The 14,734-nt window shown below is 62.1% G+C and carries 13 protein-coding genes; 7 read left to right on the top strand and 6 right to left on the bottom strand.

Features of this window, described 5'->3' with window-relative positions:
- Positions 1 to 30 precede the first annotated feature (30 nt).
- Both HKK57_RS24085 and HKK57_RS24080 read right to left on the bottom strand, forming a co-directional pair.
- Positions 31 to 1,089, bottom strand: coding sequence for a tetratricopeptide repeat protein (locus HKK57_RS24085; protein ID WP_029290502.1), 1,059 nt, complete (start codon positions 1,087 to 1,089; stop codon positions 31 to 33).
- Positions 1,090 to 1,164: 75 nt separating this feature from the next.
- Complete coding sequence (locus HKK57_RS24080; protein ID WP_169390929.1) at positions 1,165 to 2,058, bottom strand: bestrophin family protein; 894 nt, start codon at positions 2,056 to 2,058, stop codon at positions 1,165 to 1,167.
- A 314-nt stretch (positions 2,059 to 2,372) separates the two neighbouring features.
- Here HKK57_RS24080 and HKK57_RS24075 point away from each other — a divergent pair, with 314 nt between their 5' ends.
- The 6 genes from HKK57_RS24075 (at position 2,373) to HKK57_RS24050 (ending at position 8,429) form a co-directional block, all read left to right on the top strand.
- Positions 2,373 to 4,025 carry an AMP-binding protein gene (locus tag HKK57_RS24075; RefSeq protein WP_169390928.1) on the top strand — a complete coding sequence of 551 codons (1,653 nt, stop codon included), beginning with the start codon at positions 2,373 to 2,375 and terminating at the stop codon, positions 4,023 to 4,025.
- A gap of 21 nt (positions 4,026 to 4,046) precedes the next feature.
- A complete protein-coding gene (locus HKK57_RS24070; protein WP_029290508.1) occupies positions 4,047 to 4,814 on the top strand; it encodes an SDR family NAD(P)-dependent oxidoreductase in 768 nt (255 codons plus the stop codon).
- A gap of 12 nt (positions 4,815 to 4,826) precedes the next feature.
- Positions 4,827 to 6,020 carry an acetyl-CoA C-acyltransferase gene (locus HKK57_RS24065; protein WP_070996263.1) on the top strand — a complete coding sequence of 398 codons (1,194 nt, stop codon included), beginning with the start codon at positions 4,827 to 4,829 and terminating at the stop codon, positions 6,018 to 6,020.
- A 9-nt stretch (positions 6,021 to 6,029) separates the two neighbouring features.
- The gene (locus HKK57_RS24060) at positions 6,030 to 7,157 is read left to right on the top strand and encodes an acyl-CoA dehydrogenase (protein WP_169390927.1); all 1,128 of its coding nucleotides are present in this window, start codon (positions 6,030 to 6,032) and stop codon (positions 7,155 to 7,157) included.
- Positions 7,158 to 7,171: 14 nt separating this feature from the next.
- Entirely contained in the window at positions 7,172 to 7,945 is a 774-nt protein-coding gene (locus HKK57_RS24055; RefSeq protein ID WP_029290513.1) for an enoyl-CoA hydratase, read from the top strand.
- Between the two features lie 289 nt (positions 7,946 to 8,234).
- Positions 8,235 to 8,429, top strand: a complete 195-nt coding sequence (locus HKK57_RS24050; protein ID WP_029290515.1) for a hypothetical protein — start codon at positions 8,235 to 8,237, stop codon at positions 8,427 to 8,429.
- Here HKK57_RS24050 and HKK57_RS24045 read toward each other — a convergent pair.
- Positions 8,419 to 8,811, bottom strand: a complete 393-nt coding sequence (locus HKK57_RS24045) for a fe2+ zn2+ uptake regulation protein (protein ID WP_029290517.1) — start codon at positions 8,809 to 8,811, stop codon at positions 8,419 to 8,421. The two genes, HKK57_RS24050 and HKK57_RS24045, sit on opposite strands and share 11 nt — an antisense overlap.
- Positions 8,812 to 9,063: 252 nt before the next feature.
- Here HKK57_RS24045 and pvdQ point away from each other — a divergent pair, with 252 nt between their 5' ends.
- Complete coding sequence (gene pvdQ / locus HKK57_RS24040; protein WP_169390926.1) at positions 9,064 to 11,370, top strand: bifunctional acylase PvdQ; 2,307 nt, start codon at positions 9,064 to 9,066, stop codon at positions 11,368 to 11,370.
- A gap of 66 nt (positions 11,371 to 11,436) precedes the next feature.
- Here the strand turns inward: pvdQ and HKK57_RS24035 are convergent, their stop codons facing one another.
- From HKK57_RS24035 to HKK57_RS24025, 3 genes are all read right to left on the bottom strand, one after another.
- The gene (locus HKK57_RS24035) at positions 11,437 to 11,964 is read right to left on the bottom strand and encodes an AAA family ATPase (RefSeq protein ID WP_070996260.1); all 528 of its coding nucleotides are present in this window, start codon (positions 11,962 to 11,964) and stop codon (positions 11,437 to 11,439) included.
- On the bottom strand, positions 11,961 to 12,524 hold the full coding sequence (gene pnuC / locus HKK57_RS24030; protein ID WP_104912261.1) for a nicotinamide riboside transporter PnuC: 564 nt from the start codon (positions 12,522 to 12,524) through the stop codon (positions 11,961 to 11,963). The genes HKK57_RS24035 and pnuC overlap by 4 nt, the downstream gene beginning before the upstream one ends.
- Before the next feature lie 379 nt (positions 12,525 to 12,903).
- Positions 12,904 to 14,538, bottom strand: coding sequence for a methyl-accepting chemotaxis protein (locus HKK57_RS24025; RefSeq protein ID WP_029290525.1), 1,635 nt, complete (start codon positions 14,536 to 14,538; stop codon positions 12,904 to 12,906).
- Between the last annotated feature and the right edge of the window lie 196 nt (positions 14,539 to 14,734).

Raw genomic sequence — 14,734 nt, 5'->3', positions numbered from 1 at the left:
TATGTCGGGTGCCGGCAACGGGCACCGTCCTCACAGGCCCTGTTGCAGGGCTGGATCATCAGGGTTTTGCTGCTCCAGCTGCGCCAGCAGTACTTGAACGTTCTGCAGTTGGCCGCTTTCTTTCCAGTAGTTGACCAGCAATACCCGCGCCTTGCGGTTGGCCGGGTGGCGCTGGATGATTTCTTCCAGCTGGCGCTGCGCGGCCTCCAGTTCGTCCTGGTCGTGCAGGGTGGTTGCCAGGTCGTAGCGGTAATCCTGATTGTCTGGCTCAAGCTCCACCGCCTTGGACAGCCCGAGCAGGGCGTACGCGCGTTCGCCATGGTGCAGCAACCACATGCCCAGGGCGTGCTGCAGGTAGGCCGAATCGGGATGAGCCTGCAACTGCGTGGCCAGAACCTGGCGGGAATCATCGACCTTGCCCTGTTTATCCAGCAGTTCGATGCGTGCAACCACCGCCGGCAGGTTATCCGGGTCCAGGCGCAATGCCTGTTCCAGGGCATGTTGCGCTTCGGGCAGCAGGGCGCTGTGGATGTACAGGCGTGCCAGCTGAATCCAGCCTTCGGCGCTTTCGGGCTGGGCCTTGAGGTACTTTGCATACTCATCCAGCACTTGCTGCAAGGGGCCGAAATACAGGCCCAGGGTGTCGGGTGACAGGCCCAGCAAGGCGTTGGCAGCGGCAAACCGCACGCTTTGTTGTTCATCCTCGAGCAACGGCCCGAGCAACAGGGTGCGCTGCCCGCTGGGCACCAAGCCGACGATGCTGGCAATGGCTGCCTGGCGCACCAGGGGGGATTCGTGGCTCAGGTCCTTGTCCGCCAGTTTCAATGCCTGGGGGCTTGGATAGTTGTGCAATTCGTTGTGCAGGGCGGCGCGGCGCACGTCCGACAGATCTGGCCGGCCCAATTGCTGATACAGCACCCGTGCGGCGCCGGGTTCGCCGTTATGCGCCTGTTTCAGGGCCTTGGAGTATCCGTGGGCAATGGCCGGCGGTACGGACACGCTGGGCGTGCGGGTGAAATACCAGAACAGCAGTGCGACAAACAACAGGGCGCTCAGGCCGATGATCGAGTAACGGCGTGACTTTGACATGCAGGCGTCCGAAAGCTGGGCAGCTAGTGCAAAGTGGTCAGCTTCGGTCAGACACCGACGAGTGTCAAACCTGGCTCACGTCAGCACATAGTCCACGGGCTCCAAGGGCGGCGGTAGGGTGGTTTCGCCCAGGGCGGCGAGGATCTCGCGTTCCAGGGCGCGCACGATGGCATTGCACGGCAGGTCGTTCTCGTCGAAGCCGAAGGGGTCCTCCAGATCGTCACCGATTTCGTCCAGGCCAAAGAAGGTGTAGCTGACGATGGCGGTGAAAATCGGCGTCAGCCAGCCCAGGGGCTCGGCCATGGCAAATGGCAGCAGGATGCAGAACAGATAGATGGTGCGGTGCAGCAGCAGGGTGTAGGGGAAGGGCAGCGGCGTGCTTTTGATCCGTTCGCAAGCGGCCTGTACCTGGCTGAGCCCCACCAGGCGGGTTTCCAGTTGGGTGTAGCGCCAATCGCTGATCCGTCCCTGTTGCGCGGCGTCCGAGCATTGGGCGCCGAGGGTTTGCAGGATGCGATCAGGCAGGTTCGGGTGGTGGGACTCCACGCTGGTCCAAGGCTTTATGGCATGGGACTCGTCTTCCAGGCGCAGGCGCGCGACCAGGCCGTGGGCAAAGCCGCAAAGGCCGCGCAACAGGCTTTCGCGCTCGCCGGGCCGGGTAAAAACCTGGCTTTCGCGGATCAGCGAGCGAATCTCAATGACCATCTGCCCCAATTGCTTGCGGCCCTCCCACCAGCGGTCGTAGCAGGCGTTGTTGCGAAAGCTCATGAAGATCGACAGCGACAGCCCCAGCAGGGTGAACGGGGTCGCGTTGACCTTGGAAAAATAGGCTGGGTGCAGGGTTTCCACCAGGACGATCACCGAGGCCAGCAGCGTGACCAGCAGGCTGCGCAGGGCAATACGCTTGGCAATCGAACCCTTGAGGGAGAACAGGATGCCGAACAGGTTGGGTTTGGGGCGGACAATCATCGAGGGCTTCTTCGGTGGCGCAGGCCCTCAGATTAGAAGCTGGCGGGCAGGGCGTCCAATCGCTTGCGTTGACTGGCTGATTGTCGGGCTCTATGGGCATTGGCATCTAAACAACTGAACACCCCCTGTGGCGAGCGGGCAAGCCCGCTCGCCACAGGCAGCAGCTCAACACGTCGCATCATTGGCCAAACCAGTCAGCCACATTGAAAGCTTTGACCATTGTCCGTGCGCCGCTCTGGCGCCACTATTTGCGCAGCGTCACCCCGCAAAAGCACGCCCCCCAAAAACAACAAAAGACACAGGGATTTGCCACGATGCGCGATTATTTGACTGCGACTACCGAGTTCAACTACCAGCAAACCGTCGAGGCCGCACTGGCCGGCCACTTGCAAGGGCTCAATGCCTGCGTTGAATGCTGCGACCGGCATGCACTGCCGGGGCGGATTGCCTTGTTCTGGGAGGGCAAGGATGGCCGCAGCGCCACCTCGACCTTCATTGAGTTGCAGGATCAGGCGGCGCGTTTCGCCAATTTCCTCCTGGCCCAGGGCGTCAAGCGTGGCGACAAGGTCGCTGGCCTGCTGCCGCGCACCGCCGAACTGCTGGTGACGGTGCTGGCCACCTGGCGCATCGGGGCGGTCTATCAACCCTTGTTCACCGCGTTCGGCCCCAAGGCCATCGAACACCGCCTGAACAGCTCCGGCGCGGCGCTGGTGGTGACCGACGCGGTCAACCGCAGCAAACTGGCGGAAGTTGCCGATTGCCCGACCATCGTCACGGTGGCCGGCGCCAAGGGCGAAGGCATTGTGCGCGGTGATTTCAGCTTCTGGGCCGAGTTGCCCAACTATTCCAATGTCTGCGAACCGGTATTGCTGGGCGCCGATGATCCGTTCCTGCTGATGTTCACCTCTGGCACCACAGGCCCGTCAAAGGCCCTGGCCGTACCGCTCAAGGCCCTGGTCGCGTTCCAGAGCTACACCCGCGATGCCGTGGACCTGCGCCCTGAAGATGCGTTCTGGAACGTCGCCGATCCGGGCTGGGCCTACGGTATCTACTTTGGCGTGACCGGACCGTTGTCCATGGGCCATCCGATCACCTTCTACGATGGCCCGTTCACCCTGGAAAGCACCTGCCGGGTCATCAATAAGTACGGGATCACCAACCTCACGGGTTCGCCTACGGCCTACCGCCTGCTGATTGCCGGTGGCGAGCAGTTCGCGCGCTCGATCAAGGGCCGGCTGCGCATCGTCAGCAGCGCCGGCGAGCCGCTCAACCCGGAAGTGATCCGTTGGTTTGCCGACAACCTGGGTGTGACTATCCACGACCACTACGGCCAGACCGAGCTGGGCATGGTGCTGTGCAATCACCATGGCCTGGAGCACCCGGTGCATGTCGGGTCTGCTGGTTTTGCCTCGCCGGGGCACCGCATCGTGGTGCTGGATGACAACCACCAGGAATTGCCCGCCGGCCAGCCTGGGATCCTCGCCATCGACCGCGAGCAGTCGCCGATGTGCTGGTTCGCCGGCTACGACGGGGTCAAGACCAAGGCTTTCGTTGGCAAGTATTACTTGAGCGGCGACACCGTGGAGCTCAATCCCGATGGCAGCATCAGTTTTGTTGGGCGCAGTGATGATGTGATCACCACCTCCGGCTACCGCGTGGGTCCATTCGACGTGGAAAGCGCCTTGGTTGAGCACCCGGCGGTGATCGAAGCGGCCGTGGTCGGCAAACCGGACGCGGAGCGCACCGAGCTGGTCAAGGCCTTTGTGGTGATCAACAGCCAGTACCGCGCCGATGCCGCGCTGGCCGAGGAGCTGCGCCAGCACGTGCGCAAGCGCCTGGCGGCCCACGCCTACCCGCGGGAAATCGAATTTGTCAGCGACTTGCCCAAGACCCCGAGCGGCAAGCTGCAACGGTTTATTTTGCGTAACCAGGAAATCGCCAAGGTCCAGGCAGCGACCACGGCTTGATCCCTCTTCAAGGAAACAATGATGCAGATCGAGAACAAGGTATTTATGGTCAGCGGCGGCGCTTCGGGGCTCGGCGCGGCCACCGCCGAAATGTTGGTGGCGGCGGGTGCCAAGGTGATGCTGGTGGACCTGAATGCCGATGCCGTGGCGGCCCAGGCGGTTAAGTTGGGCGCACAGGCGCGCAGTGTGGTGGCGGATATCAGCCAGGAAGCGGCTGCCGAAGCGGCAGTACAGGCGACCGTCGCGGCATTTGGCGCCCTGCATGGGCTGGTCAACTGCGCAGGCGTGGTGCGTGGCGAGAAAATCCTCGGCAAGAACGGGCCCCATGCCTTGGCAAGCTTTGCCCAGGTGATCAACGTCAACCTGATCGGCAGCTTCAACCTGCTGCGCCTGGCGGCGGCCGCTATCGCTGAATCCGAGGCCGATGCCGACGGTGAGCGTGGCGTGATCATCAACACCGCGTCAGTGGCCGCTTTTGACGGCCAGGTCGGCCAGGCCGCCTACGCGGCATCCAAGGGCGCGATTGCCAGCCTGACCCTGCCGGCTGCGCGCGAACTGGCGCGCTTCGGTATCCGCGTGATGACCATCGCCCCAGGCATCTTTGAAACACCGATGATGGCCGGCATGACCCCGCAAGTACGCGACTCCCTGGCGGCCGGCGTGCCGTTCCCGCCACGCCTGGGCAAGCCGGTCGAGTACGCTGCGCTGGCGCGGCATATCATTGAAAACAGCATGCTCAATGGCGAGGTGATCCGTCTTGACGGCGCCTTGCGCATGGCGGCCAAGTAAGGAGGTTTTTGCATGACTCAGCTTCACGATCCGATTGTTATTGTCAGCGCCGTACGCACGCCCATGGGCGCGTTCCAGGGCGACCTCAAGGGTTTGACCGCGCCGCAATTGGGCGCCGCGGCGATTCGTGCCGCCGTCGAGCGAGCAGGTATCGCCCACGACGCAGTAGACGAAGTGTTGTTCGGTTGCGTACTGCCCGCAGGTCTCGGCCAGGCCCCGGCACGCCAGGCCGCCCTGGGCGCTGGCCTGGACAAGTCGACGCGTTGCACCACGCTCAACAAGATGTGTGGTTCGGGCATGGAAGCGGCCATTCTGGCCCATGACTCGCTGCTGGCCGGTAGCGTGCAGGTGGTGATCGCCGGGGGCATGGAGAGCATGTCCAACGCCCCCTACCTGCTGGATCGGGCGCGTAGCGGTTACCGCATGGGCCATGGCCGAGTGCTTGACCATATGTTCCTCGATGGCCTGGAAGACGCCTATGACAAGGGCCGCCTCATGGGCACTTTTGCCGAGGACTGCGCCGAAGCCAACGGTTTTACTCGTGAGGCCCAGGATGCCTTTGCCATCGCCTCGCTGACCCGTGCCCAGCAGGCAATCACTGCCGGTAGCTTCAGTGCCGAGATCGTCCCGGTGCAGGTCACCGTGGGCAAGGAACAAAAGACCATCACTGACGACGAGCAGCCGCCCAAGGCGCGCCTGGACAAGATCGCCACCTTGAAGCCGGCGTTTCGCGAAGGCGGCACGGTGACTGCGGCCAACTCCAGTTCAATTTCCGACGGTGCGGCGGCCTTGCTGATGATGCGTCAGAGCGAAGCGCAAAAACGCGGGCTCAAGCCCCTTGCAGTGATCCACGGCCATGCCGCGTTTGCCGATGAGCCGGGCCTGTTCCCGGTGGCGCCGGTGGGGGCGATCCGCAAGCTGCTGAGCAAGACCGGCTGGAGCCTGGGGGATGTGGATCTGTTCGAGATCAACGAAGCCTTTGCCGTGGTCAGCCTGGTGACCATGAGCAAGCTGGAAATTCCCCACGACAAGGTCAACGTCCACGGCGGCGCGTGCGCCCTGGGGCACCCGATTGGCGCATCTGGTGCGCGCATCCTTGTGACCCTGCTTTCGGCCCTGCGCCAGAAAGGGCTCAAGCGTGGTGTCGCGGCCATCTGCATCGGTGGCGGTGAAGCCACGGCCATGGCCGTCGAGTGCCTGGATTAAGGAATCTATATGTTGCCCAACGACGAACAATTGCAAATCAGCGAAGCAGCCCGGCAATTTGCCCAGGAGCGGCTCAAGCCGTTCGCTGCCGAGTGGGACCGCGAGCATCGCTTCCCCAAGGAAGCCATCCGCGAAATGGCCGAGCTGGGCTTTTTCGGCATGCTGGTGCCCGAGCAATGGGGCGGTTGCGACACCGGTTACCTGGCCTACGCCATGGCCCTGGAAGAAGTCGCGGCCGGGGATGGGGCCTGCTCGACCATCATGAGCGTGCACAACTCGGTGGGTTGCGTGCCCATCCTCAAGTTCGGCAATGATCAGCAGAAAGAACAGTTCCTCAAGCCCCTGGCCAGCGGCGCGATGCTCGGCGCGTTTGCCCTGACCGAACCCCAGGCCGGTTCCGATGCCAGCTGCCTGAAAACCCGTGCCCGCCTTGACGGCGATCACTATGTACTCAATGGCTGCAAGCAGTTCATCACCTCAGGGCAGAACGCCGGGGTGGTGATTGTCTTTGCGGTGACTGACCCGGCGGCCGGCAAGCGTGGGATCAGCGCGTTTATTGTGCCCACTGATTCGCCCGGCTATAAGGTGGCGCGGGTCGAGGACAAACTCGGCCAACATGCGTCCGATACCTGCCAGATTCTGTTTGAGGATGTGCGGGTACCGGTGGCTAACCGCCTGGGCGAGGAGGGTGAAGGTTATCGGATTGCCCTGGCCAACCTGGAAGGTGGCCGCGTGGGAATTGCCTCGCAATCGGTGGGGATGGCCCGGGCTGCGTTTGAAGCCGCGCGGGACTACGCACGCGAGCGCGAGAGTTTTGGCAAGGCCCTGATCGAACATCAGGCCGTGGCGTTTCGCCTGGCCGACATGGCCACCCAGATCGCCGTGGCCCGGCAGATGGTGCATTACGCCGCCGCCCTGCGCGACAGTGGCAAACCTGCGCTGGTGGAGGCGTCCATGGCCAAGCTGTTCGCTTCGGAAATGGCCGAGAAAGTCTGTTCTGCCGCCTTGCAAACCCTGGGTGGATACGGTTACCTGAGCGACTTCCCGCTGGAGCGGATCTACCGTGATGTGCGGGTCTGCCAGATTTATGAAGGCACCAGTGATATTCAGCGCATGGTCATTTCGCGCAATCTTTGAAGAGGAACGGATCGATGAGTTACCAAACCATTTTGCTTGAAGTCCAAGGCCGCGTCGGGCTGATTACCCTCAATCGCCCCGAGGCGCTGAACGCCTTGAACGCGCAACTGGTCAGCGAAGTGAATCAGGCCCTCGACAGCCTGGAAGCCAATCCCGAGATCGGCTGCATTGTGTTGACCGGCTCTAAAAAAGCCTTTGCCGCCGGTGCCGATATCAAGGAAATGGCCGAGCTGACCTACCCGCAGATCTACCTCGACGACCTGTTCAGCGACAGCGACCGTGTAGCCAACCGCCGTAAGCCGATCATTGCCGCGGTCAACGGTTTTGCCCTGGGCGGCGGTTGCGAGCTGGCGTTGATGTGCGACTTCATCCTGGCCGGCGACAACGCCAAGTTTGGCCAGCCGGAAGTCAACCTTGGCGTGCTGCCGGGCATGGGCGGCACCCAGCGCCTGACCCGTGCGGTAGGCAAGGCCAAGGCCATGGAAATGTGCCTGACCGGGCGTTTTATCGATGCGGTGGAAGCAGAACGTTGCGGCATCGTTGCGCGCATCGTGCCGTCGGACGAACTGCTGGCAGAGGCGCTCAAGGTGGCGGCGCTGATCGCCAGCAAATCGGTGCCCATCAGCATGATGGTCAAGGAAAGCGTCAACCGCGCCTTTGAAGTCAGCCTGTCGGAAGGCGTGCGCTTTGAACGCCGGGTATTCCACGCAGCCTTTGCCACTCAGGACCAGAAGGAAGGCATGGCGGCGTTCGTGGCCAAGCGCGCTCCCGAATTCAAGGACAAGTAAAGCAACAGGCCCGCTCACGGGCCTGGCCGACCAAAGCAATCCACTTCTCGCCACCGCGGGTGGCCTTGATGGTTTGTGCCGCGTAATAGTTCAATCGTGCCAGGCGCTCTTTTACCTCTGCCAAATCCAGCGTTTGGGCAGAGGTAACGGGTGCCTGCTGAATCGGGCAGAAGACAAGCCAAAGCGACTCATCGTCTGTAATATGAGGTCCCGTTTCAGCCGACCCATCGCAGTCAGCCCGGCTGGCGTTACAGCGCGGATACAATTTTTCAGGTTTCAGGAACCCGTCATGACCCAGAAGCAACGCTTGATTTACTCGATTCTGATTTCCCTGGTCGTCCTCGGCACGATGTTTGGCCTGTCCTATCTGCAGAACACCGGCGCCATCAGTGAGAAGACATTCCAGTACATCGCCATTGCTGTGGCGGTGATCGTGGTAGTGATCAACGGCATCATGCGCCGCAAGGTCAAGCCTAACCGTTGAGACCCGCGCCGGCGGCGAGGACTTTGGCAGCCTCTTCATGGAGGCTGTAGCTTTTATCGCTGTTGAGCGTGATCACACCTTCGCTGCACAGGCGCTTGAGCACCTCGCGCACACTCAGAAACGAGAGCGGGATGCCCAGTTCCAGCAAATGGCTGTGCACACCCCGAACCCCCAGCGTACGGCCGTTGTCGGCGGCGGTGAGCAGGGCGTCGATGACTTTCAGCCGGATCAGGCTGGTGCGTAGTCCAAAACATTTAAGCAGGTGCCGGATGCGTTGGTTGCCTTGTTGCTCGGGCGCCTTGGCGAAGGCCTGGTTGACCGAGCCAAAAGCGGCGTCGTGGGCCATAGAATGTCCGTCCGTGGGCAGTTGCGGGTTGTACATGCAAAAACTCCTTATCAGAGCCTGATCAGGAAAATGATGGTGCTCATAGTTAGTAAGACGTATGAGTCGCGTAAATCATGAAGTCCAACCTGTATAAATTTTGTCAGTAACACGTCTGTCACATTCCTGGCGCCGGTAAATAAGCCGCGCGCAGCCTAAATTTCTGCGCGTTTCTACGTCTTAATCCATGGGCTGGCGTTGGCGAGTCGGCCCCGCCTTGGGCGTTCAATTTGGCTTGACGATGGGGTCTGCGTGATTATTTCCAACGGGTTGTCCAGGGTTTGCGTGGCAGGTGTGTTGCTGGGGGTAAGCTTGTGTGCGACGGCCCGCCAGGTGAGTGAGGTGCAGGCAGGTGTGATGAGTGCCGATATCCGCCGCACCGGTTTTGGTATCCCGCATATCCGCGCTAGCGATGAGCGCGGCCTGGGCTATGGCATTGGCTATGCCTACGCGCAAGACAACCTGTGCCTGCTGGCCAACGAAGTGGTGACCGTCAACGGTCAGCGTGCCCGCTATTTCGGCGCCGAGCAGGCAACCCTCGAAGAACGCAACAACCTCACCAGTGATGTGTTTTTTACCTGGCTCAATACACCCCAGGACGTGGCGGCCTTCTGGAAGGCGCAGACCCCGCAGGTGCAGCAGCGTCTTGAAGGGTATGTGGCGGGGTACAACCGTTATCTGCAGGAGCGCGGCGCACAGGGCCGACCGATGCAGTGCCAGGGCGCGTGGGTGCGGCCGATCAACACCGCTGACCTGGTCAAGCTGACCCGGCGTCTGCTGGTGGAAGGTGGCGTGGGCCAATTTGCCGAAGCCTTGGTGGGTGCGACACCGCCCCAGCCAGGCGTGGCGGTGCGGCGCAGTGCGCGGGCGTTTGAACTCGCCACCTTGAATCAGCAGCGCTTTGCCCTGGATCGCGGCAGCAACGCCGTGGCGGTGGGCGGCGAGCGCTCGTTCAACGGGCGCGGCATGCTGTTGGCCAACCCTCATTTCCCGTGGGTTGGCGGCATGCGCTTTTATCAGATGCACCTGACCATCCCTGGGCAGTTGGATGTGATGGGCGCCGCCTTGCCGGGCCTGCCGGTGGTCAATATTGGCTTCAACCAGCATGTGGCGTGGACTCACACGGTCGATACGTCCAAGCACTTCACGCTGTATCGCTTGACGCTTGATCCGAAAGACGCGACCCGTTACCTGCTGGACGGCAAATCGATCCCAATGCAGAAAACCCAGGTGACGGTGCAGGTCAGGGGCGCCGACGGTAGCCTCAAGGATCAATCCCAAACGGTCTACAGTTCGCAGTTCGGGCCGGTGGTGCAATGGCCGGGCAAGCTCGACTGGAATGGGCAATACGCTTTCAGCCTGCGCGATGCCAACCTGGGCAACGACCGGGTGCTGCACCAGTGGTACGCAATGAACCAAGCCAGCAGCCTCAAGGATTTGCAGGCCTCGGTGCACACCCTGCAGGGCATTCCGTGGGTCAATACGCTGGTGGCCGATGACCAGGGGCAAAGCCTGTACATGAACCTGTCGGTGGTTCCTAACGTCAGTGCGAAAAAACTCGAGCAATGCAGCGATCCACGGGCTGGCCTGGAGTTGATTGTGCTCGACGGCGCCCATAGTGCCTGCGCCTGGGACATTGATCCGCGAGCGGCGCAGCCGGGGATTTTTGCGGCCGACCAACTGCCGCAACTGGCGCGCAAGGACTATGTGCAGCACTCCAACGACTCGGCCTGGATGGCCAACCCCAAGGCGCCGTTGAGCGGTTTTTCGCCGGTGGTCAGCCAGGACCACATTGCCTTGGGCGCACGTTCACGCTTTGCCTTGCAGCGCTTGCAGGACCTGGACAAGCAGCCCATCACCCGCGCCGACCTGCAGCATATGGTGCTGGACAACCGGGTGTACCTGGCCGGCCAGGTGATGCCGGATCTGCTCAAGTTCTGCGCGCAACAGCCCGATGCAACCCTGAAAACCCTGTGCGCCAGCCTCAAGGACTGGGACCAGAAAGCCAACCTCGATAGCGGCCTGGGCCTGGTGCATTTCATCCACGTAATGGAGCACATGCAGCAAATGCCGGATGTGTGGCGCGTGGCGTTTGACCCGAGCCACCCGCAAACCACACCGCGTGGGCTGGCCATCGAGCGGCCGCCAGTGGTCAAGGCGCTACGCGAGGCGATGCAGGCGTCAGTGGCGCAGGTAAGCGAGTTGGGCTTGAAGGAGGGCGCACGCTGGGGTGATATCCAGGTCTCGGGCACCACCCCGATGCATGGCGGGCCGCAGGCACTGGGTATCTACAACGCCATGCAGAGCGTGCCGAGGGCAGATGGCAAGCGTGAGGTGGTCAGCGGTAGCAGTTACTTGCAGATCGTGACCTTTGACGATCAGGGACCGAAGGCGGAAGGGGTGTTGGCGTTTTCGTTGTCCAGCGATCCGGCGTCACCTCACTTCAAGGACCAGACCCAGGCGTTTTCCGCGAAAAAGCTCAGCCCGTTGCCGTTTACCGAACAGCAGATCAAGGCGGATCCGCAATATCAGGTGCAGTTGATCAGCGAGAAGCGCTAACGCCCTGCAGGAGCCGGGTTGTAATAACGTCGAGCGCTATCGCCGGCAAGCCGGCTCCTACAGGGTTTAGTGGTTGCTGAGCAGTTGGGTAACGGCGGCAAACGCCTGGTCATGCCGCGCTTGCCAATCCCCGCCCAGCACCTGGTAAGGCTGGTGATGCTGCTCCAACCAGTCGCGGCTGGCCTGGAAGAAGGCTTGGCGGTCAGCCAGGTCTGGCTGGCAGCGCTGGCCATCGGCGGTCCAGCCAATGCCTTCGGGCGACAGCAGCAGGTGCAGGTCGTAATGGCGAGCCAGCAGCGCCTCGTCGAGCCAGGCCGGGGCATCGCCAAATAGGGTCAGGCTCCAGAGCTTGTTGGTCAGCAGGTGGGTATCGAGAATCAACAGTTCGGGCTGGCGGGCGCGGCCGGCATCTTCCCAGGCCAGTTGGCCGCGGGCGATATCCGGGATATCGGCCAGGGTCGTATCGCGCTGATAGTGGTCAATGAAATAGCGCACGTATTCCCCCACCAGCACTGCACCGAAATGCGCCTGCAACTGCTCGGCCAGCCAGCTTTTGCCGCTGGACTCGGGGCCTGCCATCACCAGCACCTTCATGTGCGCAACGCCGGGTCGGCGCGCCATTCCCGCCAGCCCTGCACGGCAATCACGGTGAACAGGGCGTAGAGCGCGGCTGTCAGGTAAAGCCCTTTGTAGATAAACAGGCCGACAAAAATCACATCGACCACGATCCACAGCGCCCAGCATTGCACGCGTTTTTGCGCCATCCACATCTGCGCCACCAGGCTGAAGCCGGTCAGCGCGGCATCCAGCCAGGGTTGTGCGGCATCGGTCCAGTGCGCCATGGCCGCGCCCAGCAGCAGGCTGCCCGTTGCGCCAATGGCCAGGCTCAGGAGGATGGACTGGGTGCCCAGGCTGGTGACTTGCCGACCTTGCTTGACCTCGCCAGCGCGGGTCCATTGCCACCAACCATAGACTTGCAGGCCGGCGTAGACCACTTGCAGCAGCATGTCGGAATACAGCTTCACCTCAAAGAACACCCAGGTGTACAGCAGCACCATGACCAGGCCGATTGGCCAGCACCACGGGTTCTGCTTGACCGTCAGCCAGACGGCAATCACCCCCAGCGCGGCGGCAAACAGTTCAAGCCCGGACATGGGATTCCTTGGGAGAGTCGAAGAGGAGGGCGATTGTACCCAACCGACGGGGCAAAATCTTGCCGGTTGCACTGCTTATGGTGGCAGCCTCACGACGCACACCGAGGTGGTCGGTTTGGGGCCGCTGCGCAGCCCAACGGGGGCGATACGGCGTTCCGGCAAGCCCCCTCGCCACAGGGGGATTGCCGCAGTCTACAGGCCGCTGACTCTTCCGTGGCGAGCGGGCTTGTCGGAACGCCGCATCGCCCGCGCTGGGTGGCGAAGCCGCCCCAACAGCCTCACCAGATTCCGGCAGGCACACCGAGGTGCCTGGTTTTAGGGCCGCTGCGCAGTCCAACGGGGGCCTTACCGCACCACAGGAACCCCACAGTCCCGCTGTCTAGACCTTGAACTGACGCAACAAGCCGTTGAGTTCTTCGCTCAAATCCTTCAGGTGTACGCTGGCTACGCTCGATTGCTGGGCCGCCAGTGCCGTGCTGTGGGACAGGCCGGCCGCCTGCGTCACGTTCTGGTTGATGTCTTCCACTACGTGGGCCTGTTGCAGGGTTGCGCTGGCAATCGAGGCGTTCAGGCCGTTGAGGTTGCGCAGGGCCTGGCCGATGGCGGTGAGGCTGGCGCCCGCCTGGCCGGCTTGTTCGATGGTCAGTTGTGAGGCCTGGTGGCTGTCGCTGATGACCTTTACCGCCGCTTCGGAATGCCCCTGCAGGCGTTCGATCATGCTCTGGATCTCGGCGGTGGATTTTTGCGTGCGCTGGGCCAGCAGGCGCACTTCGTCGGCCACCACGGCAAAGCCACGGCCCTGTTCGCCGGCGCGGGCTGCCTCGATGGCAGCATTGAGGGCCAGCAGGTTGGTCTGGTCGGCAATCGAACGGATGACCTCCAGCACCCCGCCAATCTGCGTGCTTTCCGAGGACAGGGTACGGATCACTTCCACCGCCTGGCTGATAGTCCCGGACAGCGCATCGATCTGCTGCAGACTGCCGTCGATGTTCACCTGGCCCTGCTCGGCCTGGGTTTGTGCGTCGCGCATTTCACTGGCGGCGTGTTCGGCATTCTTGGCCACGTCCTGCACGCCGTAGGTCACTTCATTGATGGCGGTGGCCACTAACTCCATTTGCTGGGACTGCTGCTGGCTGCGGTCATGGGCCTGGCTGGCATTGTTGCCCAGCTCGGCGGACGATTGGCCCAGGGCATTGGCGCAGACCTGCAACTGGCTGACCACCTGGCGCAGTTTGGCGGTGAATGTATTGAAGTGCCGGGACAGCTGCGTGACTTCGTCCTGGCCATGGGTGTCGAGGCTGCGGGTCAGGTCGCTTTCGCCGCTGGCGATATTGGCCATGGCGTGTACCGCTTCCTGCAGCGGGCGCACGATGCTGCGGGCGATGAGCACCACCAGCAGGGTCATGATCAGTGCAATGCCCAGGCCGACGAGGGACGCCTGCCACACCTGGCCACGGAACTGCGCCTGCACATCATCCACGTAGACGCCGGAGCCAATGATCCAGCCCCACGGTTCGAACAACTGGATATAGGAGGTCTTGGCCACCGGCGCATCCGCCCCGGGTTTGGGCCAGCGGTAATCGACCATGCCGGCGCCCTTGGCCTTGGCCAGGGTGACAAACTCATTGAAGATCGCAAAGCCGTCCGGGTCGCGGATGGCCGAGAGGTTCTGGCCGTCAAGCTTGGGGTTGGCCGGGTGCATGATCATCACCGGCGTCAGGTCATTGATCCAGAAATAGTCATCCTGGTCATAGCGCAGGCCGCGCACCACGCTCAGGGCTTGCTTCTGCGCGGCTTCGCGGGTCAGCACGCCGGTGGTTTCGAGGCCGTGATAAAAATTCAGAATCCCGCTGGCGGTCTGCACCACATGCTGGGTCTGCTGGCTCTTGGCCTGGTAGAGATCGTCATGGATCTGCTTGAGCATCAGCAAACCCAAGGTCAACAGCATCAACACGGCGACTATCAGGATCATCCAGAGGCGCCGGCTGATCGACATATTGCGCAAACTGTTCATAGTCTTGTCACTCCGCGTTCTTATAATTTTCGGTGCTGCGTTGATCGGCCAGTGATAACGCGAAGCGAAATTCGGGCTTGTCTGATAGGCTTTCGGCCCGGAATCAAAAAACCTGAGTCCTGCCTGATTTTTCACAGAATTTTTGCAGTTCAGCCTTGATCCTGCGCGCGGCCTTGCAGCGTGCTCATCGTTAGTG

The sequence above is a fragment of the Pseudomonas sp. ADAK21 genome, assembly GCF_012935735.1.
In the GTDB taxonomy this organism is placed as follows: Bacteria; Pseudomonadota; Gammaproteobacteria; order Pseudomonadales; family Pseudomonadaceae; genus Aquipseudomonas; species Aquipseudomonas proteolytica.
This window is presented reverse-complemented; position numbering and strand designations above follow the sequence as displayed.

Excerpts from the sequence above, each read along its gene's own strand:
- HKK57_RS24085 (WP_029290502.1), bottom strand. The coding sequence starts at position 1,089 with ATGTCAAAGTCACGCCGTTACTCGATCATCGGCCTGAGCGCCCTGTTG.
- HKK57_RS24050 (WP_029290515.1), top strand. The coding sequence starts at position 8,235 with ATGACCCAGAAGCAACGCTTGATTTACTCGATTCTGATTTCCCTGGTC.
- HKK57_RS24075 (WP_169390928.1), top strand. The coding sequence starts at position 2,373 with ATGCGCGATTATTTGACTGCGACTACCGAGTTCAACTACCAGCAAACC.
- HKK57_RS24055 (WP_029290513.1), top strand. The coding sequence starts at position 7,172 with ATGAGTTACCAAACCATTTTGCTTGAAGTCCAAGGCCGCGTCGGGCTG.
- HKK57_RS24065 (WP_070996263.1), top strand. The coding sequence starts at position 4,827 with ATGACTCAGCTTCACGATCCGATTGTTATTGTCAGCGCCGTACGCACG.
- HKK57_RS24070 (WP_029290508.1), top strand. The coding sequence starts at position 4,047 with ATGCAGATCGAGAACAAGGTATTTATGGTCAGCGGCGGCGCTTCGGGG.
- HKK57_RS24060 (WP_169390927.1), top strand. The coding sequence starts at position 6,030 with ATGTTGCCCAACGACGAACAATTGCAAATCAGCGAAGCAGCCCGGCAA.
- HKK57_RS24025 (WP_029290525.1), bottom strand. The coding sequence starts at position 14,538 with ATGAACAGTTTGCGCAATATGTCGATCAGCCGGCGCCTCTGGATGATC.
- pnuC (WP_104912261.1), bottom strand. The coding sequence starts at position 12,524 with ATGTCCGGGCTTGAACTGTTTGCCGCCGCGCTGGGGGTGATTGCCGTC.
- HKK57_RS24045 (WP_029290517.1), bottom strand. The coding sequence starts at position 8,811 with ATGTACAACCCGCAACTGCCCACGGACGGACATTCTATGGCCCACGAC.
- HKK57_RS24080 (WP_169390929.1), bottom strand. The coding sequence starts at position 2,058 with ATGATTGTCCGCCCCAAACCCAACCTGTTCGGCATCCTGTTCTCCCTC.
- HKK57_RS24035 (WP_070996260.1), bottom strand. The coding sequence starts at position 11,964 with ATGAAGGTGCTGGTGATGGCAGGCCCCGAGTCCAGCGGCAAAAGCTGG.